The organism is Polaromonas sp. P1_E12, assembly GCF_056405975.1.
Genome location: NZ_JBFUBB010000001.1, coordinates 369037 through 394703 on the forward strand (window position 1 = coordinate 369037; position 25667 = coordinate 394703).

At 62.8% G+C, this 25667-nt stretch carries 35 protein-coding genes; 18 read left to right on the plus strand and 17 right to left on the minus strand.

What is annotated here, in order from left to right; translation table 11 throughout:
- Positions 1-47: 47 nt before the first annotated feature.
- Entirely contained in the window at positions 48-710 is a 663-nt protein-coding gene (locus AC1D13_RS01755; RefSeq protein WP_457279168.1) for an alpha/beta hydrolase, read from the plus strand.
- A gap of 93 nt (positions 711-803) precedes the next feature.
- Here AC1D13_RS01755 and AC1D13_RS01760 read toward each other — a convergent pair whose 3' ends face one another.
- Complete coding sequence (locus tag AC1D13_RS01760) at positions 804-2093, minus strand: MFS transporter (protein WP_477666343.1); 1290 nt, start codon at positions 2091-2093, stop codon at positions 804-806.
- A 63-nt stretch (positions 2094-2156) separates the two neighbouring features.
- On the minus strand, positions 2157-2894 hold the full coding sequence (locus AC1D13_RS01765) for a hypothetical protein (protein WP_477688826.1): 738 nt from the start codon (positions 2892-2894) through the stop codon (positions 2157-2159).
- Between the two features lie 356 nt (positions 2895-3250).
- Here AC1D13_RS01765 and gshA point away from each other — a divergent pair, with 356 nt between their 5' ends.
- Positions 3251-4843, plus strand: coding sequence for a glutamate--cysteine ligase (gshA, locus tag AC1D13_RS01770; protein WP_477688827.1), 1593 nt, complete (start codon positions 3251-3253; stop codon positions 4841-4843).
- 215 nt (positions 4844-5058) lie between these two features.
- Here the strand turns inward: gshA and AC1D13_RS01775 are convergent, their stop codons facing one another.
- Positions 5059-5283 carry an oxidoreductase-like domain-containing protein gene (locus AC1D13_RS01775; RefSeq protein ID WP_477688828.1) on the minus strand — a complete coding sequence of 75 codons (225 nt, stop codon included), beginning with the start codon at positions 5281-5283 and terminating at the stop codon, positions 5059-5061.
- Between the two features lie 20 nt (positions 5284-5303).
- Entirely contained in the window at positions 5304-5579 is a 276-nt protein-coding gene (locus tag AC1D13_RS01780) for a hypothetical protein (protein ID WP_457279163.1), read from the minus strand.
- Positions 5580-5809: 230 nt separating this feature from the next.
- On the opposite strand from AC1D13_RS01780, the gene AC1D13_RS01785 reads away from it, so the two are divergent.
- On the plus strand, positions 5810-6682 hold the full coding sequence (locus tag AC1D13_RS01785) for a MipA/OmpV family protein (RefSeq protein ID WP_477688829.1): 873 nt from the start codon (positions 5810-5812) through the stop codon (positions 6680-6682).
- A 148-nt stretch (positions 6683-6830) separates the two neighbouring features.
- On the opposite strand, the gene AC1D13_RS01790 is transcribed toward AC1D13_RS01785, so the two are convergent.
- Positions 6831-8243: an ATP-binding protein gene (locus tag AC1D13_RS01790; RefSeq protein ID WP_477689134.1), complete on the minus strand. Its 1413-nt coding sequence runs from the start codon at positions 8241-8243 to the stop codon at positions 6831-6833.
- 5 nt (positions 8244-8248) lie between these two features.
- The gene (locus AC1D13_RS01795) at positions 8249-8914 is read right to left on the minus strand and encodes a response regulator transcription factor (RefSeq protein WP_457279161.1); all 666 of its coding nucleotides are present in this window, start codon (positions 8912-8914) and stop codon (positions 8249-8251) included.
- Between the two features lie 316 nt (positions 8915-9230).
- Between AC1D13_RS01795 and ylqF the strand changes: the two genes are divergently transcribed.
- The gene (ylqF, locus tag AC1D13_RS01800; RefSeq protein WP_477688830.1) at positions 9231-10205 is read left to right on the plus strand and encodes a ribosome biogenesis GTPase YlqF; all 975 of its coding nucleotides are present in this window, start codon (positions 9231-9233) and stop codon (positions 10203-10205) included.
- 21 nt (positions 10206-10226) lie between these two features.
- Here the strand turns inward: ylqF and AC1D13_RS01805 are convergent, their stop codons facing one another.
- Complete coding sequence (locus AC1D13_RS01805; RefSeq protein ID WP_457279159.1) at positions 10227-10427, minus strand: YgaP family membrane protein; 201 nt, start codon at positions 10425-10427, stop codon at positions 10227-10229.
- A 26-nt stretch (positions 10428-10453) separates the two neighbouring features.
- A complete protein-coding gene (locus tag AC1D13_RS01810) occupies positions 10454-10891 on the minus strand; it encodes a universal stress protein (protein ID WP_457279158.1) in 438 nt (145 codons plus the stop codon).
- 253 nt (positions 10892-11144) lie between these two features.
- On the opposite strand from AC1D13_RS01810, the gene AC1D13_RS01815 reads away from it, so the two are divergent.
- Complete coding sequence (locus AC1D13_RS01815; protein WP_477689135.1) at positions 11145-11732, plus strand: hemerythrin domain-containing protein; 588 nt, start codon at positions 11145-11147, stop codon at positions 11730-11732.
- A 15-nt stretch (positions 11733-11747) separates the two neighbouring features.
- Here AC1D13_RS01815 and AC1D13_RS01820 read toward each other — a convergent pair whose 3' ends face one another.
- Positions 11748-12404, minus strand: a complete 657-nt coding sequence (locus AC1D13_RS01820) for a GDSL-type esterase/lipase family protein (RefSeq protein WP_477688831.1) — start codon at positions 12402-12404, stop codon at positions 11748-11750.
- A gap of 405 nt (positions 12405-12809) precedes the next feature.
- Here AC1D13_RS01820 and AC1D13_RS01825 point away from each other — a divergent pair, with 405 nt between their 5' ends.
- A complete protein-coding gene (locus AC1D13_RS01825) occupies positions 12810-13412 on the plus strand; it encodes a hypothetical protein (protein ID WP_477688832.1) in 603 nt (200 codons plus the stop codon).
- A gap of 80 nt (positions 13413-13492) precedes the next feature.
- On the opposite strand, the gene AC1D13_RS01830 is transcribed toward AC1D13_RS01825, so the two are convergent.
- Positions 13493-13651 carry a hypothetical protein gene (locus AC1D13_RS01830; protein ID WP_457279155.1) on the minus strand — a complete coding sequence of 53 codons (159 nt, stop codon included), beginning with the start codon at positions 13649-13651 and terminating at the stop codon, positions 13493-13495.
- A 6-nt stretch (positions 13652-13657) separates the two neighbouring features.
- On the opposite strand from AC1D13_RS01830, the gene AC1D13_RS01835 reads away from it, so the two are divergent.
- On the plus strand, positions 13658-14452 hold the full coding sequence (locus AC1D13_RS01835; RefSeq protein WP_457279154.1) for an oxygen-binding di-iron domain-containing protein: 795 nt from the start codon (positions 13658-13660) through the stop codon (positions 14450-14452).
- A gap of 25 nt (positions 14453-14477) precedes the next feature.
- Here the strand turns inward: AC1D13_RS01835 and AC1D13_RS01840 are convergent, their stop codons facing one another.
- Positions 14478-15146 carry a hypothetical protein gene (locus AC1D13_RS01840; protein ID WP_457279153.1) on the minus strand — a complete coding sequence of 223 codons (669 nt, stop codon included), beginning with the start codon at positions 15144-15146 and terminating at the stop codon, positions 14478-14480.
- A 158-nt stretch (positions 15147-15304) separates the two neighbouring features.
- Between AC1D13_RS01840 and AC1D13_RS01845 the strand changes: the two genes are divergently transcribed.
- Complete coding sequence (locus AC1D13_RS01845; RefSeq protein WP_457279152.1) at positions 15305-15871, plus strand: hypothetical protein; 567 nt, start codon at positions 15305-15307, stop codon at positions 15869-15871.
- Between the two features lie 183 nt (positions 15872-16054).
- Positions 16055-16609, plus strand: coding sequence for a DUF2242 domain-containing protein (locus AC1D13_RS01850; protein ID WP_477688833.1), 555 nt, complete (start codon positions 16055-16057; stop codon positions 16607-16609).
- A gap of 115 nt (positions 16610-16724) precedes the next feature.
- Here AC1D13_RS01850 and trxC read toward each other — a convergent pair whose 3' ends face one another.
- The 4 genes from trxC to AC1D13_RS01870 all read right to left on the minus strand — a co-directional run bounded on the left by trxC (position 16725) and on the right by AC1D13_RS01870 (position 19250).
- Entirely contained in the window at positions 16725-17162 is a 438-nt protein-coding gene (gene trxC, locus AC1D13_RS01855; protein WP_477688834.1) for a thioredoxin TrxC, read from the minus strand.
- A 205-nt stretch (positions 17163-17367) separates the two neighbouring features.
- Positions 17368-17889, minus strand: a complete 522-nt coding sequence (locus tag AC1D13_RS01860; protein WP_457279150.1) for a hypothetical protein — start codon at positions 17887-17889, stop codon at positions 17368-17370.
- A gap of 193 nt (positions 17890-18082) precedes the next feature.
- Entirely contained in the window at positions 18083-19006 is a 924-nt protein-coding gene (locus AC1D13_RS01865) for a peptidoglycan DD-metalloendopeptidase family protein (RefSeq protein ID WP_477688835.1), read from the minus strand.
- Positions 19007-19034: 28 nt separating this feature from the next.
- Positions 19035-19250, minus strand: coding sequence for a hypothetical protein (locus AC1D13_RS01870; RefSeq protein WP_457279148.1), 216 nt, complete (start codon positions 19248-19250; stop codon positions 19035-19037).
- Between the two features lie 257 nt (positions 19251-19507).
- Between AC1D13_RS01870 and AC1D13_RS01875 the strand changes: the two genes are divergently transcribed.
- The 8 genes from AC1D13_RS01875 to AC1D13_RS01910 all read left to right on the plus strand — a co-directional run bounded on the left by AC1D13_RS01875 (position 19508) and on the right by AC1D13_RS01910 (position 23443).
- Positions 19508-19843, plus strand: coding sequence for an ArsR/SmtB family transcription factor (locus tag AC1D13_RS01875; RefSeq protein ID WP_457279147.1), 336 nt, complete (start codon positions 19508-19510; stop codon positions 19841-19843).
- The gene (locus tag AC1D13_RS01880) at positions 19840-20274 is read left to right on the plus strand and encodes an SRPBCC family protein (RefSeq protein ID WP_477688836.1); all 435 of its coding nucleotides are present in this window, start codon (positions 19840-19842) and stop codon (positions 20272-20274) included. Before AC1D13_RS01875 ends, AC1D13_RS01880 begins: the two co-directional genes overlap by 4 nt.
- Before the next feature lie 39 nt (positions 20275-20313).
- Positions 20314-20763: a DUF1801 domain-containing protein gene (locus AC1D13_RS01885; protein WP_477689136.1), complete on the plus strand. Its 450-nt coding sequence runs from the start codon at positions 20314-20316 to the stop codon at positions 20761-20763.
- A 33-nt stretch (positions 20764-20796) separates the two neighbouring features.
- Entirely contained in the window at positions 20797-21204 is a 408-nt protein-coding gene (locus AC1D13_RS01890; RefSeq protein ID WP_477688837.1) for a DUF1801 domain-containing protein, read from the plus strand.
- 222 nt (positions 21205-21426) lie between these two features.
- Positions 21427-21906 (plus strand): SRPBCC family protein, encoded by a 480-nt coding sequence (locus tag AC1D13_RS01895; protein WP_477688838.1) that lies wholly within the window; start codon positions 21427-21429, stop codon positions 21904-21906.
- 13 nt (positions 21907-21919) lie between these two features.
- Positions 21920-22246 (plus strand): ArsR/SmtB family transcription factor, encoded by a 327-nt coding sequence (locus AC1D13_RS01900; RefSeq protein WP_457279142.1) that lies wholly within the window; start codon positions 21920-21922, stop codon positions 22244-22246.
- Between the two features lie 22 nt (positions 22247-22268).
- The gene (locus tag AC1D13_RS01905) at positions 22269-22619 is read left to right on the plus strand and encodes a DUF2200 domain-containing protein (RefSeq protein WP_477688839.1); all 351 of its coding nucleotides are present in this window, start codon (positions 22269-22271) and stop codon (positions 22617-22619) included.
- Between the two features lie 83 nt (positions 22620-22702).
- Entirely contained in the window at positions 22703-23443 is a 741-nt protein-coding gene (locus tag AC1D13_RS01910) for an NYN domain-containing protein (RefSeq protein WP_477688840.1), read from the plus strand.
- Positions 23444-23521: 78 nt separating this feature from the next.
- Here AC1D13_RS01910 and AC1D13_RS01915 read toward each other — a convergent pair whose 3' ends face one another.
- Positions 23522-24121 carry a pseudouridine synthase gene (locus tag AC1D13_RS01915; protein WP_477688841.1) on the minus strand — a complete coding sequence of 200 codons (600 nt, stop codon included), beginning with the start codon at positions 24119-24121 and terminating at the stop codon, positions 23522-23524.
- 50 nt (positions 24122-24171) lie between these two features.
- Between AC1D13_RS01915 and AC1D13_RS01920 the strand changes: the two genes are divergently transcribed.
- Entirely contained in the window at positions 24172-24876 is a 705-nt protein-coding gene (locus AC1D13_RS01920) for an SOS response-associated peptidase (RefSeq protein WP_477688842.1), read from the plus strand.
- A 120-nt stretch (positions 24877-24996) separates the two neighbouring features.
- On the opposite strand, the gene AC1D13_RS01925 is transcribed toward AC1D13_RS01920, so the two are convergent.
- On the minus strand, positions 24997-25620 hold the full coding sequence (locus tag AC1D13_RS01925) for a DUF938 domain-containing protein (RefSeq protein WP_477688843.1): 624 nt from the start codon (positions 25618-25620) through the stop codon (positions 24997-24999).
- Positions 25621-25667: the final 47 nt, after the last annotated feature.

The following is a 25667-nucleotide window of genomic DNA, read 5'->3' on the forward strand; positions in this document are numbered from 1 at the left end:
GCATTCAATCGTCATCTGTTCCTTCAACCACCTGGACCCGTCACCCCATGCCCCTCGAAGTCATTGAAGCCCAGACCGGCGACAAGCCCGTCGCCACTGTCCTCATCATGCACGGCCTCGGGGCCGACGGCCGGGACTTCCTGCCAATTGCAGAGCAGATGGATTTGTCCAGCGTGGGCGATGTGCGTTTCCTGTTTCCGAGTGCACCCAGCATTCCGGTCACCATCAACGGCGGCTACGTCATGCCGGCCTGGTACGACCTGCTGGGCGCCGACCTGGTCAGCCGGCAGGACGAGGCCGGGCTGCGCAAGTCGCAAGGCGACATCGAGGCCTTGATCGCCCGGGAAAAGTCCCGCGGCATTCCCGCCAGCCGCATTGTGGTGGCGGGCTTTTCGCAGGGCTGCGCCATGGCGCTCATGACGGGCCTGCGCCACGGCGAACGGCTGGCCGGTATTGCGGGCCTGTCGGGTTACCTGCCGCTGGCCGACAAGACGGCCGCCGAGCGCAGCGCCGCCAACCAGGACGTACCCATTTTTCTGGCGCATGGCACGCGCGACGGCGTGGTGGTGCTGCCGCGCGCCACCGCCACGCGTGATGCACTCAACGCCATGGGCTACACGGTCGAGTGGCACGAGTACATGATGGAGCACTCGGTGTGCCCACAGGAAATCACCGACCTGGAACAATGGTTGTGCCGGGTTCTGGCCTGACGGGATTTTAAGGAAAAATGGCTGCAGCCCTTATAGAAAGAGCGCAAGCAGCTATTAAAAGCATAGCGGTCCAGGCAGGACCAAGGCGTTGTTTCAGGCCGCCGCGGTTTTCGTCGTGGCCGCCCGCGCCATCCGCCGCACGCGCCACAGCAGGAAAAACGCGATGCTGAAGTTCAGCAGGTTCCACGCAATGCCGTTGAGGAAGGCGGCATGGTAGGAACCGGTGAGGTCAAACACCTTGCCTGACATCCAGCCGCCGAGCGCCATGCCCAGCAAGGATGCCATGATCACCGTGCCCACGCGCGCGCCGGCCTCGGCTGGCTCGAAGTATTCGCGCACGATGATGGCGTAAGCCGGTACGAGGCCGCCCTGGAACAGGCCGAACAGCGCGGCGATGACGTAAAGCGATACCAGCCCGTCAAAGGGCAAAAACAGCAGCAGCGCGACGCCTTGCAGCACCGAGCCCAGCATCAGTGTGCGCAGCCCGCCGATGCGGTCGCAGATCGCGCCCGACACCAGCCGGCTGACCACACCGCAGGCCAGCATCAGCGACAGCATTTCAGCGCCGCGCGCCGCGCCGTAGCCCAGGTCGGTGCAGTACGACACGATGTGCACCTGCGGCATGGCCATGGCCACGCAGCAGGCCACGCTGGCCACGCACAGCAGCATTTGCGCCGAGCCCGGCGTCAGGCCGAAAGGCATGCTGCTGGTGGTGGCGGCGATGCCGCTGTTGCCCACCGCCGACGCCACGGCCACCGGCGGGCGCTTGCGCATCAAAAGGGCCAGCGCTGTCATGGTGACGAAGCTGAAGAGGCCGAGCCACAGATAGGTCTGGCGCCAGCCCACGGCCTCGACAAAATGCTGCACGATGGGCGGCCAGATCGCGCCGCCCAGGTAGTTGCCGCTGGCGCACACCGCCACGGCAAAACCGCGGCGCCGTACAAACCAGAGCGAGGTGTCGGCCAGCAGCGGCGCAAAGGTGGCGGCAGAGCCGAGAAAGCCGATCAGCAGGCCGTGGGCCAGCGAGAACATCCAGATGTTGCCGGCCATGGCGGCCAGGGAAAAACCCAGACCCAGGCCCACCGCGCCAATCAGCAACGGAACCATGACGCCGAAGCGGTCGGCCAGCCGCCCCATCAGCACGCCGCCAACGCCGAAGCCGATCATGAGCGCGGTGTAGGGCAGGGAGGCATCGGCCCGCGTCACACTGAATTCAGCCTGCACTGCGGGCAGCACCACGGCCACCACATACATGCCGCAGGCGCCGACGGTCATCAGGGCCAGCGTGACCATGAGCCGCATCACCGCGTAACGCGAGTCGATGAGGAAGGAGGAATCTTGCGTGGCGGTTGCGGGGCCTGGAGGCGTGACGGGAGGGCTCATCAGGCAAGCGTACACCAGCAGCTGCCCCGCTGCGCTGTTGATGGCCCGGCCGGACCTGGTGCGTTACAGCGGCGAAGGGCGTGTGGCTTCGTAACCGACGGCGGAGTTGCTGTCGCTTGGCTGGCCCAGTTCCTGGTCGCGGATGCGAAAGAGCCGCTCCAGGTCTTTCATGGCGTCTGCGTCAGCTGCAGAGACCGGGGCCGGCCGTGCCACCGGTGCTGCGGGCTGGGCCGGCAGGCTGGCGGCCACAACGGGGGCGGCTGGCACGGGCGCCGCAGAGGCTGTTGCCGCCGCGGGAAGAGGGGCCAGGGAGGCCAGCGGCGCGCTGCGTGGCGGGCGAACCGATGCGCCAGCAGGTGGCCGGACGGGATCGGCCCAATACGACTTGTCGGGCATGGTCGGGTTGGGGCAGGTCTCAGCCACTTCCAGTTGCCAGGAAATGCCGTGCAGCCATTGGGCCGCCCCGGGTTCAAAGCGCGTGATTTCTTCCATCAGGGCGTTCTGGAAGGCGAAGGCGTACTGCAGCAGGCGGTCGTCCCAATGCCGCACAACGAGGCGTACATACATGCCAGGGCCGCGGCTGCGGCTGGACACGAGCAGCATCTGGCAGTCGATCCAGGGCAAGGGAATACCGTATTTGCGCATGGCATCGCGCAGCAGCACCTGCACCAGGTGGCGGCGCGTGGCGTTGTCCGAGCCGTCTTCAATGGTGAGCGGGTTGTCCCGGCTGGACGCGCCTGTGCGTTTGGGCGACGCTGCGGGGGTTGAACCGCCGAAAAGGCTGGCTAGCAGTTTTTTCATTTTTTGATCAAGCTCTACGCTGCCTCAGGCTAAAAGACCGCAAAACCATGAGTTTGGCGGAAATTGAAGGGTAAAACAGCCGTGTTACGGAATGTTTTTTATCGTCGTCCAGCTTGTCTGACAAGTCAAGGGAGTTCTGCACCTTGGAGCACCGGCGTCGCTCACTTTCCACATCCCGGCCACCAAACTGCGGATTTCTGCCCGGAAAGTGCGGTGTATGGCCCAAATCCGGCCGGCCTGCACAGACCCCGCGCCAGACCCCACCCGGGCTGTGCTGGCAAGCCCGGAAGCGCCAGCGCAAAGCGCCGTGCTGTGATAACTTCCACGCCAATTCAAGATTCTGGGGGAATGACGATATGACCAAGTTGCAGGCGCCTGCGGGCGCGCTACAGGACCGCCTGAAAGCGCTCACCCCGGCCCGGCTCAAGGGCATGCGCCGCGGTATCGAGAAGGAAAGCCTGCGCGCCAAACCCGGCGGCGGCCTGGCCCTCACACCGCATCCCGCGGCCCTGGGCTCGGCCCTCACGCATCCGGGCATCACCACGGACTTCAGCGAATCGCAGGTTGAGCTGGTCACCGGCGCCCACGCCAGCCCTGAAGCCACGCTGCAGGAACTGACGGAGCTGCACCAGTTCACCTACCGCACCATGAAAGAGCTGGGCGACGAAATGCTCTGGGTGTCCAGCATGCCCTGCGGCCTGCCGACCGACGAAACCATTCCCATCGCCCGTTTCGGTTCGTCCAATGTCGGGCGCGCCAAGAGCGTTTACCGCATGGGCCTGTCGCACCGTTACGGCCGGCGCATGCAAACCATTTCGGGCATTCACTACAACTGGTCCCTGCCCGGGGTGAGCAGCAAGGAATATTTCGCGCTGATCCGCAACTTCCGCCGCCAGGCGTTTTTGCTGTTGTACCTGTTTGGCGCCTCGCCCGCGGTGTGTTCCACGTTTGTGGAAGGGCGCCAGCACGAGCTGCAAACCCTGAGCGACAGCACCATGTACATGCCTTACGGCACTTCGCTGCGCATGGGCCGCCTGGGCTACCAGAGCGACGCGCAGGCTTCGCTTGCCGTGAGCTACAACAGCCTGGACGGCTACGGCGCTTCGCTGCAGGACGCGCTGACCCGGCCCTACCCGGCCTATGAGGCGGTGGGCATCCGCAACCCCGGCGGCGACTACAACCAGCTGGCCACCACGCTGCTGCAAATTGAAAACGAGTTCTACGGCACCATTCGCCCCAAGCGCGTGATCTTCCCCGGCGAACGGCCGCTGCATGCGCTGCGCGAGCGCGGCGTCGAATACATCGAAGTGCGGCTGATGGACCTGGATCCTTTCGAGCCCGTCGGCATCAATGCGCAGACCATGCGTTTCCTCGATGTGTTCCTGCTGCACTGCCTGCTCAGCGACAGCCCGAACGACACGCCCCAGGAAATCGCCGAGCTCAAGCACAACCAGCACCAGACGGCGGCGCGCGGGCGCGAGCCCGGCCTGAAACTCAAGCGCGGTGGCCATGAGATCACGCTGACGGCCTGGGGTGCGGAGGTGGTGGGCCAATGCGCGCCCATCGCGGCGGCGCTTGACGCCGCGCATGGCGGCACGCAATACAGCGACGCCCTGACGTTGGCCAGCGCCGCTTTGCTGGACCCGTCCACCTTGCCTTCGGCCCGTGTGCTGGCCGCCATGGCCGACAGCCACGACAACTCCTTCATCCGGTTCAGCCGGGCGCAGTCTGAAAAGACGCAAGGCATCCTGCAGGTGCAGCCGTTGTCGGCCGGCCAGCTGGCACACTTCGCCGCATTGACCGATGCTTCCGTTCAGGAACAAAAGAAGATTGAAGCTGCGGACACCATGCCGTTTGAGGTGTACCGGCAGCAATACGTGTCGGCTGAGCGCCTGGGCATGCCAGGCCGCGAAGTTGAGCACACCCCTGTTGGGGCTCACTTCGTGTAGCCCCCTCTCCCCTTGGGAAGTAGGTTCACCCCTATCGGCATTCACTGCATGTAATGCCTTTTCCCCTTGCAGGGGACGGCGCCTGCGGCCTGGCAAAGCCAGTTCCGCGGCCCCTGCTGGCCGCATTAATCACTCCTGCTGGCGCCGCTGATCCGGTGTCATGGTTACTGCGGTTGCTATCAATTCAATAGCTGGTGGCGCAGGTTGGTATTGGGCTAGGACCCGATTTGGCATTTAAAAATCGCTTCTTCGGCGTCTTCACGCCAGTGCGCCACGGCTGCGTACCAGCCTTCCCATACGCAGCCGTTGCAGCCGCGACCGCAGCAGGTGGTGGGCTCGGGGGGAGGTGGCCGCAAGCGGATGCCCGCAGCAGCGGCGCGCTCCTGCAGGGCGCTGAAGATCGCCAGGGCGGCGTTGTGGTCAGTGAGGCTTTCGGGCATGGGCCTGGTGTGGGCGCCTGTCAGGGTTTGGCGGAGGCTGCCATGCGCCGGCGAAGGTACAGGCCGATGAATGCACAGCCCAGCACCAGTGCAAACCAGCCCACCAAGGCTGATTTGGCGACGATGCCCTGCATGCCCGGTGAGGTGATGAAGTAGGGCGACACCACCACACCGAGGCCGATCAGCACACACAGGATGCCTTTGATCATCAGCTCGTTGTTGGCCTTGAGGGTGGAAGCGGCCAGGCGGCGGGCCGGGATCACGGGTTTTTGGTCGGGGGCTGCGGGCAGGGGCATGGAGGGTTTGATAGATGGGGTTGCAAGGCGCTCGGGGTGGCCCTGGTAGCTGTAGTGACGGTCCGGCGCCGTGGTACCTATTGTCCTTCATCGCGCTTGCGTGGATGTAACAGGCCCGCAGGCTTGCCTGGCACAAATGGCCAGACTTAACGATTTCTTAATACCGCTAAGAACTCCTTAAATTCGCGTCGGCATGATCCGCTCCAGCTTAACCACTGGAGAACCTGAAGATGACCTCTCGCCAATCGCGCCGTCCTGCCAAACCTGTGCCGTCCAGCGCCCCATCCACCGCCGGGCAAACGGCAAACCGCCCCGCCGGAACAGCGGAAAAAGCTTCGCTTCCGCTGTTCTCGCTGTTCCTGCTGGCGGCTTTCGCCCAGCCAGCCGCCGCCCAGCCGCAGCCTGCGCAGGGCCAGAGCCAAGGTGAGGTGGCATCCTCGTGGGGCCTCGGTGTGGGTGTCGGCGTGGAGCGCAAGCCCTACCGCGACTTTGACAACAAGACCAGGCTCTTGCCGTTGCTCACCTATGAAAACAAATGGGTCAGCGTCTTCGGCCCGGGCATAGACTTCAAGCTGCCTTCGGCGGGCCCGGTGTCCTTCCGCTTGCGTGCGCGCTATTCGATGGAAGGCTATGAGGCTTCCGACTCCCCTTTCCTGGCCGGCATGGACGAACGCAAGGACGGCATCTGGCTGGGTGGCGCGGCCATCTGGCGCAACGACATCGCCAACCTCTCGGCCGAGCTGCTGGGCGACGCCTCTGGCAACAGCAAGGGCACGAAGTTCAGGCTGACCCTGGACCGCCGCTTCCAGTCGGGCAGCTTCGACATCACGCCGCGTCTGGCAGCGACCCGGCTCGACGACAAATACGTGTCCTACTACTACGGCGTGAACGCCGCCGAGGTGCGCGCCGGCCGGGCTTTCTACCAGGGCGGTTCGGCCGTCAACCTGGAAGCCGGGCTGCGCGTGGGTTATGCGCTCGCGCCGCGGCAAAGCATCTTCCTGGACCTGAGCACCACCAACCTGGGCTCCAGCATCAAGGACAGCCCGCTGGTCGACCGCTCCAGCCAGAGCAGTGTGCGTGTGGGTTACCTCTACCGTTTCTGAGTCCTTCGACTACCCCGTTGCAGGGCCTGCCGGGCCGCGGCCCTGCACTTCAAGTTCCGGCGGTCCTTACACGAAGGAGTTACCAAACATGCGAACCGACACAATCTATCTCGTGAAGAAAGCAGTCTGGCGCGGGTGGATACATTCCTTAAGCTGGTTGCGCAGGCACCGCGCCTACCCCGGCTGAGCCGGCTCCCTCGGCCGGCAGCGGAAACAGCACACGCACGCAAAAGCCCTTGCCGTCCAGCCCGGTCCCGGTTTCGATGGCGGCCTCGTGCAGCTGCGCGATGCCGGCCACCAGCGACAGGCCTATGCCGCTGCCGCGCCCGCCGTTGCCCGCTACGCGGTGAAAGCGGCGAAAGATCGCTTCGTGCTCAGCATCGGGCACGCCCGGGCCGTCATCGGCCACTTCCAGGCAGATCCGTTCCCGGCCGGCTTCGCCGCGGTAACCGCAGCTAAGCTTCACGCGGCCGCCCTCGGTGGTGTAGCGCAGCGCGTTGTCCAGCAGGTTGCGCAGCAGGATGCCGATCTCGTCGACGTCGCATTCAATGGGGCAGGGCGTGAGCGCCAGGATGATGCTGCGGCGCTGCTGCTGGGCCTGCATGTCGAACTCCTGGCTCACATGCATGATGAGCTCGCTCAAATCGGCCAGGCTTTTTTGCGGCGCATGAACGCCCGCGTCCATGCGCGCCAGATCCAGCAGCTGGTCAGAAAGGCGCGTGCTGCGTTCGGCAACCGCCAGCAGCTTGACGAGGGCGGCGTCCTTGTCGGCCACCGTGGCCGCGCGCAAGGCGACCTGGGCCTGCGCCTGGAGCGCAGATAAAGGCGTACGCAGCTCATGGGCCGCATCGCCGATAAAACGCCGCTCGCCCTGCATGGCCTGGTCCAGCTGGTCCAGCAGGTGATTAAAGGACTCAACCAGTGGCCGGATCTCGTTGGGCAGTTGCGCTACCGGCAGCGGCGTGAGGTCAAACTTGCGGCGGCTGCGCACGGCGGTTTCCAGCGCCGTCAGGGGGCGCAGCGACTTGTTCACCGCAAACCACATGAGCAGGCCGGCCACGGTCAGCAGCATCGTCGTCAGGCCCAGCAACGCAAAGATCTTGTTGCGTATTTCTTCGTCGATCACGCTGTGCCGCACGGCCACCTGCACGCTGACCTCACCGGTGCTGTCGGACACCGAGAAGATGCGCCAGCGCTCGCCGTTGACGGTGGAACTGGTAAAGCCATCGTTGAAGGACGGCAGCAACGGGACGCGCGGAGAATCCGGTGCCCGAACGATCAGCTCCTTGCGGTTCGTCCAGACCTGGAAGGTCAGGTTGACGTCGCGCGGCATGTTCTCGTTACGCAATTGCAGGCCGTGGCTGAAGGAAGGTTTGAGCTTTGCGCCGCTGGGGATGGCCGTCAGGATCTTGGTGCCTATGGCCTGCAGCTTGCTGTCCCAGCGGTCGCTCTGGCCGCGCAGGGTGTACACCAGCAGCACGGTGAGCGCGCCGGCCCAGCACAGCGTGATGGTCGCGCCCAGAACCGCCAGCATGCGACCCTTGAGTGACCTGACGAACACGCACTTCAAGGCTGGGCCTCGCCGATCATGTAACCCTGGCCGTGCACGGTGGTGATCAGGTGCTCGCCAAGCTTTCGGCGCAGCTGGTGGATGAACACCGCAATCGTGTTGCTCTCAATCGCCGAGGTGTTGCCGTAGACCACGTCTTCCAGGTGGTCACGCGTGACCACGTGGCCGGGCCGCTCCAGCAGGGCCAGCAACGTGCGGTATTCGTGTGCGCTCAGCGCCACCCGCACGCCGCTGCGCGTCACAGCGCGTTTGCTTCGGTCAAGGCTGACGTCGCCATAGGTGTGCACCGGCACCACCTTGCCCTGGCTGCGGCGTATCACGGCACGCACGCGGGCCCACAGTTCATCGAGCTGGAAGGGTTTGACAAGGTAGTCGTCCGCGCCGGCGTCCAGCCCTGTGATGCGCTCGCTCAACTGCCCGCGCGCCGTGAGAATCAGCACCGGCGTGACGTCGTAGCGCCCGCGCAGGGCGCGCAGCACGGCCAGGCCTGAATCGCCGGGCAGGCCGAGGTCCAGCAGCACGGCTTCGTAGACATGGTCTACCAGCGCCAGCTTGGCGGCCAGCGCATCGCCGACGTGGTCGACCGTCCAGGCAATCTGGCGCGCCGCATCGCACACCGCTTCGGCCAGCATGGTGTCGTCTTCTACCAGGAGCAGGTGCACGGATTTGTCTCTTTCGGGTCGCTGTGTGGGGTGACAGGATGGGGCTGCCAGGCGCAGTGCACGCCATGCATTGATCGTGCCGATGGCTGATTAACCACTTATTAACAAGTACACCCCCGTCCAGGCTCACTGCGTGTAGCCTGTTCCCCCCTTGCAGGGGGCGGCGCCTGCGGTCCGGCAGAGCCGGTTCCGCGGCCCCTGCTGGTGGTGCCTTGTTCGCCAGGAGGGTATTTTGCGGTATGCGGCGACAATTGGGGTATCGCAGGGGTCTTCGCCCCATGCCCCCAAACCCGAACCCCAGAAAGAAAAGATCCCGATGGCCATCCAGTGGTTTCCCGGTCACATGCACCTGACCAAAAAAGCCATCAGTGAGCGCATCAAGGAAATTGATGTCGTCATTGAGTTGCTTGATGCGCGCCTGCCCGGCTCCAGCGCCAACCCCATGCTGGCCGAGCTCACCAGCGCCAAGCCCGCGCTCAAGGTGCTCAACAAGCGCGACCTGGCCGACGCCACCCGCACGCCGCTCTGGCTGGATCACTACAACAGCCTGCCTGCCACCCGCGCCATCGAACTCGACGCCAGCGAAACCACGCCCACCCGCCGCCTCATCGACGCCTGCCACGCGCTGGCACCAACACGCGGCACCATGGTCAAGCCTATGCGGGTGCTGATCTGCGGCATTCCCAACGTCGGCAAGTCCACCCTGATTAACACCCTCACCGGCAAGCGCGCCACCAAAACCGGCGACGAAGCCGGCATCACCAAGGTCGAGCAGCGCCTGGTACTGGCCGACGGGTTTTATTTATGGGACACGCCCGGCATGCTGTGGCCGCGCATCATCGTGGCCAAAAGCGGCTACAACCTGGCCGCCAGCGGTGCCATTGGCCGCAACGCCTTTAATGAGGAAGAGGTGGCGCTCGAGCTGCTGGACTACCTGATCAAGCACTACCCGGCCTTGCTGGAGGCGCGCTACAAGGTCGAAGTCACGCCCGGCATCACCGACGAGCAACTGCTCGAAGAAATCGGCCGAAAGCGCGGCGCGGTGCTCTCCAAGGGCCGGGTCAACCTGCAAAAGGCCGCCGAGATCGTGATCTACGAATTCCGGGCGGGAACGCTGGGCCGTGTGACCCTGGAAACGCCTGACGAATTTGCCGAATGGGCGACCGCCGGCCGGCTACTCGACGCCGAGCGCCAGGTGAAAAAAGACAAGATCGAAACCAACCGGTTGATCAAGTTCAAGAAGATTCCCCGGCCGGATAAATCCGGCAGGTCCGGGTCCGACGAACCCTGAGGCCAGCCACCGCGCACGGGGTCACGTGGGGCCTGTTTTGCAGGTCCGTATGCCAAACAGCGTGTACGCCGGGCACCAGCCCAGCAACCCTGTCAGCAGGGGCACGACTCCCAGCAGCGCCCACCAGCGCCAGGCGGGCTCCACCACAAAATACAGGCTGAGGATGACGAGTCCCGCCACGATGCGTGCCGCGCGGTCGGCAGTGCCGGCGTTTTTTTTCATGATGAGCTCCTTTGGCATAGTGGTTTCTAGTGCAGTACCAGCACCGGTTTTTTGCTGTGAGACAGCACCTTCTGGGTTTCACTGCCCAGTAGGAACCCGGTGATGCCCTTGCGGCCGTGCGAAGCCATCACGATGAGGTCGCAAGCTTTGCCGTCCGCCATCCGGACGATGGTTTCGTAGGGGTGGTCGCCTGCGACACAAACGGTTTCGCAAGGCACGCCCGCCTTGTCGGCGGCGTCTTTCAGCGCAGACAGGAATGCCTCTGCCTGCGCCTGGCATTCCCTCATGAATTGGTCCCGCGTGTCTTCCAGCATCTGGACCCGGTAGGTCAGCAGGTGGAACTCCTGCATCACATGCAAGCCCGTGATCCTGGCCCGGGCTTCCCTGGCGAAGGTTACGGCCCGTGCAATCGCCCGTTCCGAAGCGGGCGATCCGTCGGTGGGTAGAAGGATATGTTTGAACATGGCAAATCTCCTTGTCATCCTGGGCGGCTCATCGCCGGCGCGGCAAACCTTGAGCAGGAGGCGGTTCCACTTTAGGTTGCTGCCGCCAAACGGCTTTGATGCAGGTCAAGCCATCGCCTCAATGGGAAGGGGGTGGGGCGATATTCGTTCCCGGGGCGATACCGGCTGGAAAAATCCGCGTGGTTTGATCTTCATCAAGTCCGGGGGAGAACCTGGTGGCATTCTTGGTGGCACTTACCCGCCGGAGACCGCCATTCACAAACATGCCAGCGTGCAGATCATCCTTGATGAGCACGCCTCCCTTTCCGCCATGCTGCGTTCCATGCTGCTCATGGTGGCGCGCGGCCCGGGCGACCGTGCGCAGCAGTTCTTCGACGTCTTTCGGGCCATGCTGTTTTATATCGACGAGTTCCCCGAGCGCCTGCATCACCCGAAAGAGTCGGACCTGCTGTTTCCCCGCGTGGTGCGCTCCGCGCCATCGGTTATGGCCACGGTGCAGCAGCTGGAGCGCGACCACATGAGCGGCGAGAAGGCCGTGCGTGAACTGCAGCACCTGCTGCTTGCCTGGGAACTGCTGGGCGAGCAACGAAAGCCCGAGTTCGAGGCGCAGTGCAAACGCTACGTCGAGTTTTACCTCGAGCACATGCGGCTCGAAGAAACAGTCATCTTGCCGCAGGCTGAAAAAGTACTCACGGAGGCCGACTGGAAGGAGCTGGACGCCGCCTTCCAGCAAAACCGCGACCCGCTTGGCGGCAAGCACGCCGCAGACCCGGTGTATGACCGCCTCTTCACACGCATCGTGATGGAGGCGCCGGCGCCTATAGGGCTGGGTGACGCCTGACGTTGGTCCGGGGTTCTAGGCCACAAATTTCCTGTCGCGCAGCCAGCTGGCCAGGCGCCCGGCAAAGACCTTGTAGCCTTCCGCATTCGCGTGGATCTGGTCAGAACGCAATTCGCTGCGTGACAGCACATAAGACCAGGCATCTGAAAAAAGCGGGGTGGCTGTTTCCGCGGCGACCTCGGCATACACCTCATGGTCTTTCAGTGAACCCATGGCGGCAGAAAGCAGCACGGGTTTGGGCTGTGCGATCAGTACCACCTGCGTGCTGGCAGCGGCGGTTTGCACGATCGACTTGATGGCGGCGCGGGTGCCGTCCGGCGGCATGTTGCGCAGAAAGTCGTTGCCGCCAATGCACACCAGCACCAGGCCCGGCTTGTTTTCCTGCAGCAGCGCCGGCAACCGTGCCAGTGCGCCGGCCGCTGTGTCGCCGTTGATGCCCGCGTTCTGCGTGACGTAGCCGGTCAACAGTTCCAGCTGCTGCGGGTAGCTGGCGCCCGCAGGGGCGCCATAGCCAAAGGTCAGCGAATCGCCCAGGCACAGGAGGGTGGCCTCCTTGGGCAGGGTCTTGCCTTTGGGGCCGGCCTTTCTGGAGCAAGCCGTAGCCAGCAGCAGCGCAGAGCCGGCAGCACCCAGCAGGAGTTGGCGGCGAAGGGATTGGTGATGCGAGTCCATGCGTCGTGCCGGTTTATTTCAGATTATCGGGTGGAGCCGGGTGTGCGGCCGGCGTCTTGTCTTACGGATGCAGCTGCTTGCGGCTCAGCGAAGGGATGATCAGCATGCGCACAGTCTAACCATGCCAAAGCGCATCTGGACACCACTGCAAGCGCGAGGTAATGCGAGGGTAATCACTGCGTAATGACGGGGTAAAGCTCCGTTTGCCTTACACGGCATTCACAAGAGCGGGCCAACAATGGTTTCACTGAAGCGCAAAAAAGCATTTTCACCAGGTCTTTGAAAAGCAGCGATTCAGGAGCAGCCCCGACAGCCGCTTGCCGAACCGGAGATTTATCGCCGCCACCGCAAGTTGCCCACCGGGTTGCTGGCAATCAAACGCATAAGCATTCCAAGGAGAACCCCATGAAATCGAAATTCCTCACTGTCTCGTTGCTGGCCTCAGCCCTGTTCGCCGGCCTGGGGTTTGCACCCGCCATGGCGCAGGGCACTCACACACCCGGCATTGACCAGGCGCAGCAAGCCATCAGCGCGCGCATTCAGCAGGGTCTGGCCTCCGGCCACATCACACCGTCCGAAGCGCAGGTGCTGTACCGCCGCGACCACGAAATTGCGGCTCGCGAGGCACGCTTTAAATCCAATGGCGTTGCCACACCGCAAGAGCGCCAGCAGCTGCGCGCCGACCTGGATGGTCTCAGTGCCGAAGTGGAACGCAAGATGGCCAACCGCGAAGTTGCGGGCCGGCCGGGCAACAACGCCGGCACCCCCGGCATCGACAACCGTGAATTCCAGATCAGCCAGCGCATTGACGAAGGCGTCCGCACGGGCCGCATCACGCAGCGCGAAGCCGCGAAGCTGCACCAGCGTGAACGCCGCATTGAGCGCCATGAGACCCAATTCAAGTCCGACGGCGTGGTGACCGCGCAGGAGCGCCGTCAGCTGCGCAATGAGCTGACATCGCTGCGCGACGACGTGGAACGCATGATGAACAACCGCCGCCGCGGTTAAGCGGTTAAGTAGAGCGCTGTTCCGGGCGCCGCCACGCGGTGCCTGGACAGCTGCCATGCGCAAGCAAGGCGCGCCGGTGCTCATTGAAGCGCCGGCGCGCTTTTTTTTGCCTGCGGCATTGCTCGTGTTGCGCCGGTGTGGGTGGCGGCGCGCGCTTCAGGCGTGTCATTGATCTGCATCAATACGCGAGCAGCAGGCCGCTTATAAAGTTGCTTTTTTTTCTGCGTCGCCGCACGCATTCAGCCATGCCCATAGAGCTTTACCGTGACGACAGGCATGCCTGCCTGATGTTCACCGACCTGATCGAAGAAGACGGGCAAGCCGTCCAGTCCAACCAGTTCCTGATTGTCGACAACGGCACCGGCGCCGTGATCGACCCGGGCGGCAACCTGGCGTTCAACGAACTGTTCCTGGGCATGTCGCGCCACTTCAGCCCGCAAAAACTGTCTTACATCATCGCCTCCCACGCCGACCCCGACATCATTGCCTCGCTGGACCGCTGGCTCACGTCCACTCCGGCGCAACTGGTGATCTCGCGTGTGTGGGAGCGTTTTGTGCCGCACTTCACCAAGGTCGGCAAGACCGAGCAGCGCCTGGTCGGCGTGCCCGACAGCGGCGGGCGGTTGCCGCTGGGGCAGAGCGAGCTGTGGCTGCTGCCCGCGCACTTCCTGCACTCGGAAGGCAACTTCCATTTTTACGATCCCATCAGCCGCATCCTGTTCACCGGTGACTTGGGTGTGTCGATGATGTCCGGCCGAACGGCGCAGGTGCCCGTCACCGACCTGAAGCCCCATCTGCCGTTGATGGAGGGCTTTCACAAACGCTACATGGTGTCGAACAAGGTCCTGCGCCTGTGGGTGGCCATGGCGCGCCGGCTGGATATTTCCATGCTGGTGCCCCAGCACGGCGCGCCGCTAAAAGGCCCGGCCATCGGCCAGTTTTTTGACTGGGCGGAATCGCTGAAATGCGGCATCGACCTGTTTGACGAACGCAACTACCAGGTACCCACCGGGCAGATCAATGGCCGGGCGGTGGCTTGAGCCGCCGGGACAAGGCAGGCGTTTGCTACAGCCGGCTGATGGAACACACGTAGACCACCTCGCACGAGCTGGCTCCGGTGTCTTCCCGCACGGTGGAGCTTCGCCAGCGCCAGCCGTCGGGTTTCTGCGCTTCCACCAGCCAGCCGTCGATGCGCACGCGGTCGTTGCGCTTCACGCGGGTCAGTGCTTTGGCAACCGCGTCCGTGGCCGGGATCAGGTGCATGTTGGCGCTGCTACGTGCAATTTCCGGCGGCGGCAGTGGTGGTTCGTTGTCCCACCGGTAGTAGTACCAGCGTGACGACTGGCTGATCATCAGCTGCGACAACACCTTGTCGTCGGCCATGCGCTGCCAGCCTAAAGCCAGGTCGGTGGGCGACAGCGTGGCCTCGTTGCCCATCCGGTAGTCTTCGCGCGACAGCACCCGCGCGTCCACGCTAAAGCCCGCCAGCGGCGTCAGGGTCGCGGCTTTCAGCACGAAAGGCGCCATGTCGCCCGGCACACCGGTTTGCAGCGGCTCGTCGCCGGTGCTGACCTGCGGCGGCAGCGGACAGGCAAGGTCGTTGCCCACACCGGCCGCGCGGAAGGTGTTGGGTGAAAACCACCAGTGCAACCCCGCCAGCAGCGCACAGGCCACCAGTACAAAGCGCAGGCTGACAAAGCCGGAATTCGGGCGGCGGTGCGGGCTTTGGGTCATGGATGTGATGCGGGTGTCTTCAAATCGGATTCTGCTTCAGAGCGGCGGGCCAATTATGAGCCTGTGAGCCCGGTTGCCGTGTCGTTTGTGCCACGGGCGCCGGCCGCGATGCCGGATATGCTTCGGGGCTGGAGCAGAGGTGCAACAAGGGTTAAATCATGAATGCGGTGACCGGAAAGTGGATCAAGTGGGGCGTGCTGGCGGTATTGGCGGTGTTGGTGTGTCTGGTCGCCGTCGTAGGGGTTTTGAACCGTGACCGCCTGGAGGTCTATTACGGCTACCTGCGCGTCGAATCACCCGCGGTGACGATGCGCTACGCCCAGCTCTCCGGCCAGATGGACGAAGCCGCTGTGCGCAAGCATTTTGGAGAAGTGTTCCTGAGCTGCTCCAACCAGCAGGGCGGGCCTGCCGGGACCGACCGGCTTTGCCATGCGGCTGTGGACAAAGCCGATGGGGAACCCGCAATGATGCTCGTGGCTTTTTTCAGCAAGGGCCGCCTGACTTCCACGGTGGTGCATGTTCCCTGGTGGGTGCACGGCAGGTGGCTTGATCGCCTGGTAGGGCAGTACGGAAAAGCGGAACGCGCAGGCATTGTTTCGCGGATGGGCGGTCCGGTTCTGCGCTGGACCTTGCCCAACGGCACGCTCGAATACAACCGCGACCGGAGCTTTAACCCGCTGGAATGGAGCGCCGTCTTCTGGTCCGCAGGCGCGGACCAGAAATAGCGGGCCGGCGTAGCGAACCGAACTAGCGAGCCGGTTTTTCGGCCGGCCAGCTGGCCTCGCGAACGATTTGCTACAACTGCGACGCACCCGATGCGTGAGCTGGCGCTTCTAGCGGAGGTATTGGAGGTATGGTGACACCTTGTGCATGAGACACCTCTTACCCTTGTGGAAACTTCCCTTTTGATGCAACTCTGGAAATCCTGCCGACTCCCCGCCCTGCTGCTGGCAGCATGCGGCCTGTCGCCCCTGCTGACAGGCTGCGTCACCGGCGCCAAGGCATTTCCGCTGCAGGAAAAGTTTGCCTCCACCCAGACGTATTCGCGCCTCTTTGACGCCACCCCTGCACGGACCTGCGAGGCCTCGCGGCGTGCACTGCTGAGCCAGGGCTACATCATCAACATGGCCAGCGCCGAACTGGTGGAAGGGCAAAAAGCCTTCCAGCCCGAGCCCGAGGCGCACCTGCAAATGGTGGTTCGCGTGGTGTGCGCCCCCGACACGCCCGATGGAAAAGTGAGCCTGGGTTTTGTCACGGCCCTGCAGGACAGCTACGCCATGAAAAAGACCAACAACTCCGCCAGCCTGGGTGTGGGCGCCATTGGCTCCGTCTCGCTGCCCTTCACGTCGAGCAATGAGTCCATGGTCAAGGTGGGCAGTGAAACCATCACCGCCGATGACTTTTACGACCGATTTTTTGACCTGGTGAGGCGCTACCTGGTGGCGGACGCCGCGCTCGACTGATTGAGCGGGTGGACGCGGCCCGGCGCGGGCGCACAAAAATGATTAAGAAAAGTGCCTGCAGGCTAATACGACCGGGCGCAAGCAGCTATGAAAAGCATAGCGCCGGCTGATGGTCTCAGCGCAAATTACCCTGCACCCAGCGCACGATGTCGGCCGCACCCATGGCGCCGGCCTGGCGCGCCACTTCACGGCCATCCCTGAACAACGCCAGCGTGGGAATGCTGCGGATGTTGAAACGCGCGCCCAGGTTGGGCACCGCTTCGGTGTCGACCTTGGCTACGCGTACCTGCGGCTCCAGCTGCGCTGCCGCCTGCTCATAGGCCGGCGCCATTTGCCGGCACGGCCCGCACCACGGCGCCCAGAAGTCCACCAGCACCGGAATCTGGTTGCGGCTGATGTGTTTGTCAAACGCGGCTTCGTCCAGCGCGGTGGAATGCGCGGTAAACAGCGCCTTCTTGCAGCTGCCGCAAGTTGGCTCGCTGCCGAGCTGGTCGGCGCGCACGCGGTTGGTGGTGTGGCAGTGCGGGCAGACGATGTGGAGAGGGTCGGTCATCAGGCGCAGCTGGGGGCCGTGGCCGGCATTTCAAGCGCGGTCTGCAGTTGCCTGGTCAGCAAGCCTCCGGATTTCGCTCGTGAAAAAGCCGCCTGGAAAGGCGGCTTTTTCTTTGGGGTGAATGCGCTCCTTCAGTATGCTATTGATTTGATAGCTGCTTGCGCCCGTCGGTAAAGGGCTATGACCCTCTTTTATTCAGAAATTCTCAGGCAGCCTTGGCGGTGCGGCGCTGGCTGAAAGCCGTTTTGCGCTTGGCGGTGCTGGCCTGGTCGCCGGCAATTTTGCTGGCGAGCTGGGCGGTCTTCTGCTCGATCTGCGCGGCGAGTTTGCTCAGTGCCAGGGCGCCCGGTGCGGTGGCCTGGGCCAGCGTGTTCAGGGTGGTCACGCCGGTTTTTTCTTCAAACAGGCTGGCATTGGCGGCAGCGCGTTCCACGCCGCTCTCCAGAACCTTGACCAGCTGGCTCACCACTTGCTGTGCGCCGTTGGTCGTCAGCATCAGGCCCTTGGTGTAGTACACGCTGAAGGCCAGTTGTGCTGCCGTGGCGTTTTTGGCCGTTTCGGCTGTCAGTTCGGTGCGCGACTGTTTCAGGGCGCGGTTCCAGCGCTGCTCCAGCAGGATGACTGCGCGCTCGCCGCCGGCGCGGTAGGCGTTGATCACGTGGCGGGCGGTGTTGCCGGAAGACTCGATGAGGTCGGTTGCAACGGTAGACAGGTTTTTGGCGGTCATGGTGTTTCCTTCAAAGGGGTTGAACAATGATTCATCATCAATGTTTTCCCTAGTGAGTGCGACCTACCGGGCTAGAGGGGCCGGTCCAGATTCAGTTACAGCCGGTTTTGGTGTGGAGGTGCTACGTTTTTAATAGCTGCTTGCGCAATATCCTATTGGGCTGTGGCCACTTTTCCCTTAAATAACCTGTCGGCTACTCGCCGCCTGCCCGGGCCCCCAGAAACAGCGCCGGGTCCACCATGGCGCGGTTCAGCATCACGCCCCAGTGCAGGTGCGGCCCGGTGACGCGGCCTGTGGCGCCCACGGCGCCAAGGCGCTCGCCCGTCTTCAGTGTGTCGCCAACGGCCACGCCAATCGCACTCAGGTGGCACATCATGCTCAGCAAGCCGCCGCCGTGGTCCAGCCACACCGTGTTGCCGTTGAAGAAATAGTCGCCCGTGTCAATGACGCGGGCGGGCAGCGGCGCCACCACCGGCGTGCCCGTGGCGGCGGCGATGTCCATGCCGCTGTGCGGGTTGCGCGAGTGCCCGTTGAAGACGCGGCGCAGCCCGAACGAGCTGGAGCGGCGCCCCGGCACCGGCACCTGCATGCGCAGTGGCTGTTGCGGCAAAGGCTCGCTGAAGGTCGCCATCACCACTTCCTGGTGCGCGCGTTCCCGCTCGTAGCGCGCCTGGTCTTCGGGCGACAAATCTACTGTGCCGGGCGCTACTTTGAGGCGCTGCTCAAGGTAGTGCTTGGGCGCCACCGTGTAGGCAAGCTGCTGCTGGCTGCCGTCAGGGGCCACCACCGAGATGCTCGCCTCGCCGGGTTCTGCAGACAGCGCAATGCCCACCAGCGCGGTCCATCCCGCAGGGTCACCCAGCACCAGCAAGGGCACGCCACCTGACTGCGCCACAGGCCGCACCGCCGCCGGGCCCAGCGGCAGCCGGGCAATGCCGCCGGGAACCTGCGACGCGTTGGGCCAGACGCCGGAGGGCGCCGGTGCCGCGGCAAGGCATGAGGCAGGCAGGGCCAGCAAACCCGCGCCCGCCAGCAGCACTGAGCGGCGGGTAGGCGGGGAGGGCTGCAGGGATGGCAAGAAAGGCAGGAAAGTGGAGCGTGAGGAGCTGACAGGCATGGAGTCGATTATTGCGGCGCCGCGGCGCTTACTGCGTGAGCGTGATTTTTCCTTTGCTCACGTAGTCGTCAAACTGGATGCGCGGAATCGCTGTGACGGCGGCAACACCGTCGCCGGCGTCCCAGCTGAGCGTGGCGCTGTCCGGCTCCAGCGCAACTTCCACGCGCACACGCGGGATCTCGATGGGCGTACCGTCACCCGGTGTGTAAGTCACGTCACCGGTAATCATGGCGAACTGGGGCATGGCTATCTCCTGGCAGGGGTCGTTATGCGCCCCCGGACGGCGGCGCTTGAAACCCATTTGGCACGCATCGCAAGCGTTTGTCTGTCAGAGAAAGGCGGCATTGTTGAATGTCGGCGTTCATGAACTGCCTTCCATGATGGCAACGGGTTGTCACGCTCAGGTCACGCTGAGGTTGACGGGGCTAAATCCCCGGGGCTTTCACTTTCTGGATGCAGGGTGGGTTGACAAACCAATAACCATATGGTTATGATTTAGGCATGCAAACAGTTTCCAACGAGGTTGCCAACGAAGTTTTCAAAGCCCTGGCCGACCCGACACGCCGGGCGATTTTTGAGCGCCTGGCCCAGGACGGGGCGCAAACCGTGCGTGCGCTGACAGACCGCGCGGGCGTGTCGCAGCCGGCGGTGTCCAAGCACCTGCGCATCCTGAAACAGGCAAGGCTGGTTGACGACAGGCGTGAGGGCCGCGAAACGCATTACAGCGCCCAGCCGCTGGCGCTTTCAGTCCTGCGCGACTGGGTGAGTTTTTATGGCGCCTTCTGGAACGACCGCATCGATCATCTCGAATCACTTTTGAAAAGGATGGACCAATGAGCAACACCACAACCCTTGACACCACTACGGCCTCCACTGAAACACGCGCTGTCGTCGTCGAGCGCGAGATCCCTTACCCGCCCGAAAAAATCTGGCGCGCCCTCACGCAGCCGCACCTGATCGAAGAGTGGCTCATGAAGAACGACTTCAAACCCGTCATGGACCAGCGTTTCAGCCTGCGCGCAGACTGGGGCGCTGTCGAATGCCAGGTTCTGGCCATCGAGCCCGACAAAACGCTGTCTTACACCTGGGCCGCCTATGGCCTTGAAAGCATCGTCACCTGGACACTTACCCCCACAAGCACGGGCACACACCTGCGCATGGAGCAGTCGGGCTTCCGGCTGGACCAGGAGCAGGCCTACCAGGGCGCCAAGCACGGCTGGCCGCAATTCTTTGCCAAGCTCGAACAGGTTCTGGCGCGGGCAGGTTGACCGCCCAGGTCTTCAACGCGAGGCATTGAGATGAATGCAATGGCCAAAAAGAAGCCCGATGCGAGCAGGGTGCCGGCAAAGGCAGGCAAGCCGGCCCTGCTCGCAGGCGGCAACCCGCAGATCCCCAAAGGCGAGGGCGACGCGCCCGTGCAGGCCTACATCGCGGCCATGCCGGGGTGGAAGCGCGACATCGGGCAACGCCTTGACGCGCTCATCGTGCGCACCGTTCCCGGTGTGCACAAGGCCGTCAAATGGAACTCGCCCTTCTACGGTGTGGCGGACCAAGGCTGGTTCCTCAGCGTCCATTGCTTCACGAAGTACGTCAAGGTGGCTTTCTTTCGCGGCACGTCGCTGCGCCCTGTTCCGCCTGGTGAGTCGAAAAGCAAAGACACGCGCTACCTCGACATCCATGAAGACGACCCCTTCGACGAAGCGCAGCTAACCGACTGGGTGAAGCAAGCCAGCCAGTTGCCCGGCGAAAAGATGTGAGCAAACACCAGACATGATGAATGGAGCAACAACATGAACAAAACCAAAAGTGCGCCGGCTGAAGCAAAAGAATCAGGCTCAGCATCTGAGTTGATAGACGCAAAGATCAAAGGCCTCGATGACTGGCGCGGCGAGACGCTCGCCCGCGTGCGGGCCATCGTCACGCAGGCTGTTCCCCATGTGGTCGAGGAATGGAAGTGGAGCGTTCCCGTCTGGTCTAAAGATGGCATCCTCTGCACCGGCGAGACCTACAAGAAGGCCGTGAAGCTGACCTTCCCCAAAGGCGCAAAGATGGAAGACCCTTCAAGCCTCTTCAACTCCAGCCTCGAAGGCAACACCCGCCGCGCCATTGACTTTCATGAGGGCGACAAGATCGATGAGAAAGCGCTGAAGGCATTGATACGCGAAGCCGCGACGCTGAACAAACCATCGGCCAAATAGCCGGGCTCCAGGGCCACTTTCACGCGTCCTTGGGGAATCTCGATCGGCGAACCACTTTGAGGCCTGTAGCGCTCTCACGCGCTGGTTAAGTATTTAGCGTGCAGTTTTCACCATCCGGTTGCAATTTATCGCCGGCGATAAAAATGGTTGCAAATTAATGCAACCATTTTGTTGCGGTTTTGAATTGGCTTGCGCATAATTAATGCAACCAGGAGATTGCATATGACTTCATCAACGACATCGTCTTCATCCACAGACCGCATCGAACGCAGCACCTTGATCAACGCCCCCGTGTCACGGGTCTGGCGCGCGCTGGTGAACGCCGAAGAATTTGGCGGCTGGTTCGGCGTGGCGCTCAAGGGCAAAAACTTTATTGCCGGCCAGCAGGTGCAGGGCCACATCACCATTCCGGGCTATGAGCATGTGCTGTTTGACGTGCTCATTGAGCGGATAGAGCCCGAAAAGCTGTTCTCTTACCGCTGGCACCCCTACGCGGTAGACCCGGCCATCGACTATTCGAAAGAGCCCACCACGCTGGTCGAGTTCACCCTCAAAGACACCGGCAAGGGCACCCTGCTCAGCGTGGCCGAATCAGGCTTTGACAAGATTCCCGTGGCCCGCCGGGCAGAAGCCATTCGCATGAACACCGGCGGCTGGGAAGGCCAGTTGGACAATATCCAGAAATATGTCACCTCGCACTAAAACCTCTGAAGTCTTGACCCCCCAGCCCGGCCCCGCAGGCGTCTTCGCCGCCTTGGGCGACGAAACCCGCCTGCGGCTGGTGGCGGTGCTCTGCGTGGGCGGCGCCGTGTCAATTGCCCAGCTCACCTCCACCACCGACATCACCCGTCAGGCCGTAACCAAGCACCTGCATGTGCTGGCCGACGCGGGGCTGGTGCATCACGTCAAAGTGGGGCGAGAGCGCCTGTGGCAGTTTGACCCACAGCAGCTCGACGAAGCCCGCCGCTCACTCGACCTGATTGCCCAGCAGTGGGACCAGGCACTGGGCCGGTTGAAGGCCTCGCTGGAGGCAGAGGCATAGCCGCTTTGCAGAAGGAATGACGATGCTCAAGCACAAGATTTTCACAATGGCTTTTGCCAAGGTCTACCCGATGTTGGTTCAAAAAGCCGAACGCAAAGGCCGCACCAAAGAAGAAGTCGACCAGATCATCTGCTGGCTGACCGGTTATGACCAAAAGGGGCTGGACAAGCAAATCAAACAGCAAAACGATTTCGAAACTTTCTTCGCCCTGGCCCCCGCCATGCATCCGAACGTGTCGCTGATCAAGGGCGTGGTCTGCGGTGTTCGAGTAGAAGAGGTCGAAGACCCGCTGATGCAGAAGATTCGCTGGCTGGACAAGCTGATTGATGAGCTTGCCAAAGGAAAGGCGATGGAGAAGATTCTGCGGTCGTAGCTTTACGGTGGCTTGGGGCCTACGAGGTCGAGGTCCAAAAAGGGTTCTTCTAGTACGATGAGCCAAAACAACCGGGAGCAGGCATGGCGGTTCAGGACAACAAGCGACTGGCGGTGTTGATTGACGCGGATAACGCCCAGGCCGCTGTCATCCAGGAGCTATTAGCGGAAGTCTCCCGGTACGGCACTGCCACTATCAAGCGGGCTTACGGGGACTGGACCACGACCAACCTGAAGGGCTGGAAGGACACACTGCACAAGATGGCGATTCAGCCCATCCAGCAATTCAGCTACACCAGCGGGAAAAATTCCACAGACTCCTCGCTCATCATCGACGCCATGGACGTGCTGCATGCAGGCAGTGTTGACGGTTTTTGCCTGGTTTCTTCCGACAGTGATTTCACCCGCCTGGCTACACGCGTTCGCGAGGCAGGCCTGGTCGTCTATGGCTTTGGTGAAAGAAAAACCCCAGAAGCTTTTGTGGCTGCGTGCGACAAATTTATCTACACGGAAATTCTGCGGTCCGAGGTGGCGGAAGAAAAAGGCGGGAAAGTTGAAGAGGTTCCCGCCCTGCCTGCGCTAAAGCCGATGGTGCTTGCCGCATTGGGTGCCGTCACCCGCGAAGACGGTTGGGCAGCGTTGGGGCCTGTGGGTAGCCAAATGACCAAGAACCAGCCCTCGTTTGATCCCCGTAACTATGGCTTTTCCAAGCTGGGCGAGTTGATGCGAAAGCAACCCTATCTTGAAGTCAAGGAAGTTGCAAATGAGGGGTCCGGTGGGGTGCATCTGCATGTCCGACTTAAGCAGGGTAACAACGCAAAGTAAGGCTATTCCGTCCAAGCTGCCCTTCCTGTCTTCGGCTGCCATGTGCCGTGCCACCGCCTCACCCAAAGGGCAAACGCCTCAGCTGGTTTCGGCCTGCTCTGTCTCTTCACGCCAGCTGCCCTGCGTCAGGCCCTGCAGCGCATAAGGGCCGATGGAAGCACGAATCAGGCGCAAGGTCGGAAAGCCCACCGCGGCCGTCATTCGCCGCACCTGGCGATTGCGCCCCTCGCGAATTCCCAGTTCCAGCCACGTGGTGGGGATTGCCTTGCGCACGCGCACGGGCGGCTCACGCTCCCACAGGCCCGGTGGTGTGCCGATCAGGCGCGCGTTGGCGAGGCGCGTCATGCCGTCGTTGAGTTGCACGCCCTGGCGCAGTGCGGCCAGCGCGGCCTCGTCGGGCACGCCTTCAACCTGCACCCAATAGATCTTTTCCATCTTGAAGCGTGGGTCACTGATGCGCGCCTGCAGCGCGCCGTCGCTCGTCAGCAGGAGCAGGCCTTCACTGTCCGCGTCCAGCCGGCCGGCCACATACACCTCGGGCACTGCAATGAAATCTTTCAACCCGCGCCAGCGGCCTTCGGGCGTGAACTGGCTCAGCACGCCGTAGGGCTTGTTAAAGCAGATCAGGCGCGGCGGCATGCCGGTTGCGGTGGGCGGGGGGAGGCTGGGGCTGGGCATGGGTGTCATTGGACCATGCCCTGGTAGCGGCACTGCGATAGCATCGCCGCATGAGTACCCAATACGAGAGCATCAAAACCGCCACGCTTTATACCGATGCCTTCAGGGTGGCCGCCCCGGCTTCGCCCGTGGAACGCAATGTATGGCCGCGCAAGCCGGGTGTTTTTATCCGCGCGATCAAAACTGATAAAGCCGCAGAGGTTGATGAGCCCATAGGCGCTGAACAGCCCGCGCGAGCGCTGCTTTCGCATGAGCTGGTGGCCGGGCAGTTTGGCCTGGTGCCGCGCTGGGTCAAGTCGGCGTCAGACGCCAAACTGCGTTCGACCAAGCTGGTCAATGCCCGCTCGGAAACCGTCACCACGTCCAGCAACTTCCGCGATGCCTGGCTGGCCGGGCAGCGCTGCATCGTGCCGATGATGGCCTTCATGGAGGACGATTGGCGCAGCGGCAAGGCCGTGCCCACCCGCATTGCCCGGGTGGACGGTGAGCCCATGGGTGTGGCGGGCCTGTGGGAGAGCTGGACAGGCGCGGATGGCGAAGTCATCGTCAGCTACGCACTCCTCACAGTGAATGCCAACAGCCACGCCCTGATGAGCCGATACCAGCAGCCCGGCAACGAAAAACGGATGCTGGCGATTCTGAACGAGGGCGCCTACGACGCCTGGCTGGGCGCCCGCACGGAAAAGGCCAAGGAGTTTATGCGGGCGTATCCGGCTAACTGGTTGACCGCCAACCCGGTTGAGAAAAGCCGCTGATCGCCACGCTAACCGGGTTAGAACGAGAATTATGAGAAATCATGCTGCAGCCCTTGATGGGAAAGCGCGACCAGCTATAAAAATAATAGCGAATTCAGTTTTCCGACGACGAGTCCGCAGTTAATGTTTTGCCGACTGCTGTGATTTGGCCCAGACCAGCAGCAGGTTGTTGGCCGGCATGGCGTGCCGGGCTTGCAACTGCAGGCCGGCGCGCGCGGCTTCCTGCTCTACATCTTCTCTGCGCCTGATGCCCCACGACGGATCTTGCGCGCGCAGGCTTTGGTCGAAGTTGAGGTTGCCTTCAGATGTAGATACACCGTCTTCCAGATATGGCCCGTAAGTCACCAGTACGCCGCCCGGCGCTAGATGGCGCGAGGCGCCTTGCATCAACGCAGCGCAAGTCACCCAAGGCGAGATATGCAGCATGTTGGCGCAGTAGATCAGGTCGAATTGCTGATCACTTGGCAACCATTCAGGCGCTATCACGTCGAGCACCAGAGGAGGGCGCACATTGCGCAAACCTTGTTCCGTGATTCGCGCAGAGATGGAATCCAGGGAGGCGCGCATCGCATCGGTGGGCTGCCATGTCCATTGTGGAAGGGCTGCGGCGAACCATGCGACGTGTTGGCCTGTGCCTGAGGCGATTTCTAGCGCGTTGCCACGTTCAGGTAAGACCAAGCGCAGTACATCTAGGATGGGCTGTTTGTTGCGGTCTGCGGCGGGGCTGAAGGTGGCTTTGGGCATGAATGGATTACAACGGTCAAGCAAGAAACTCGGGCTATCTAGCGTAT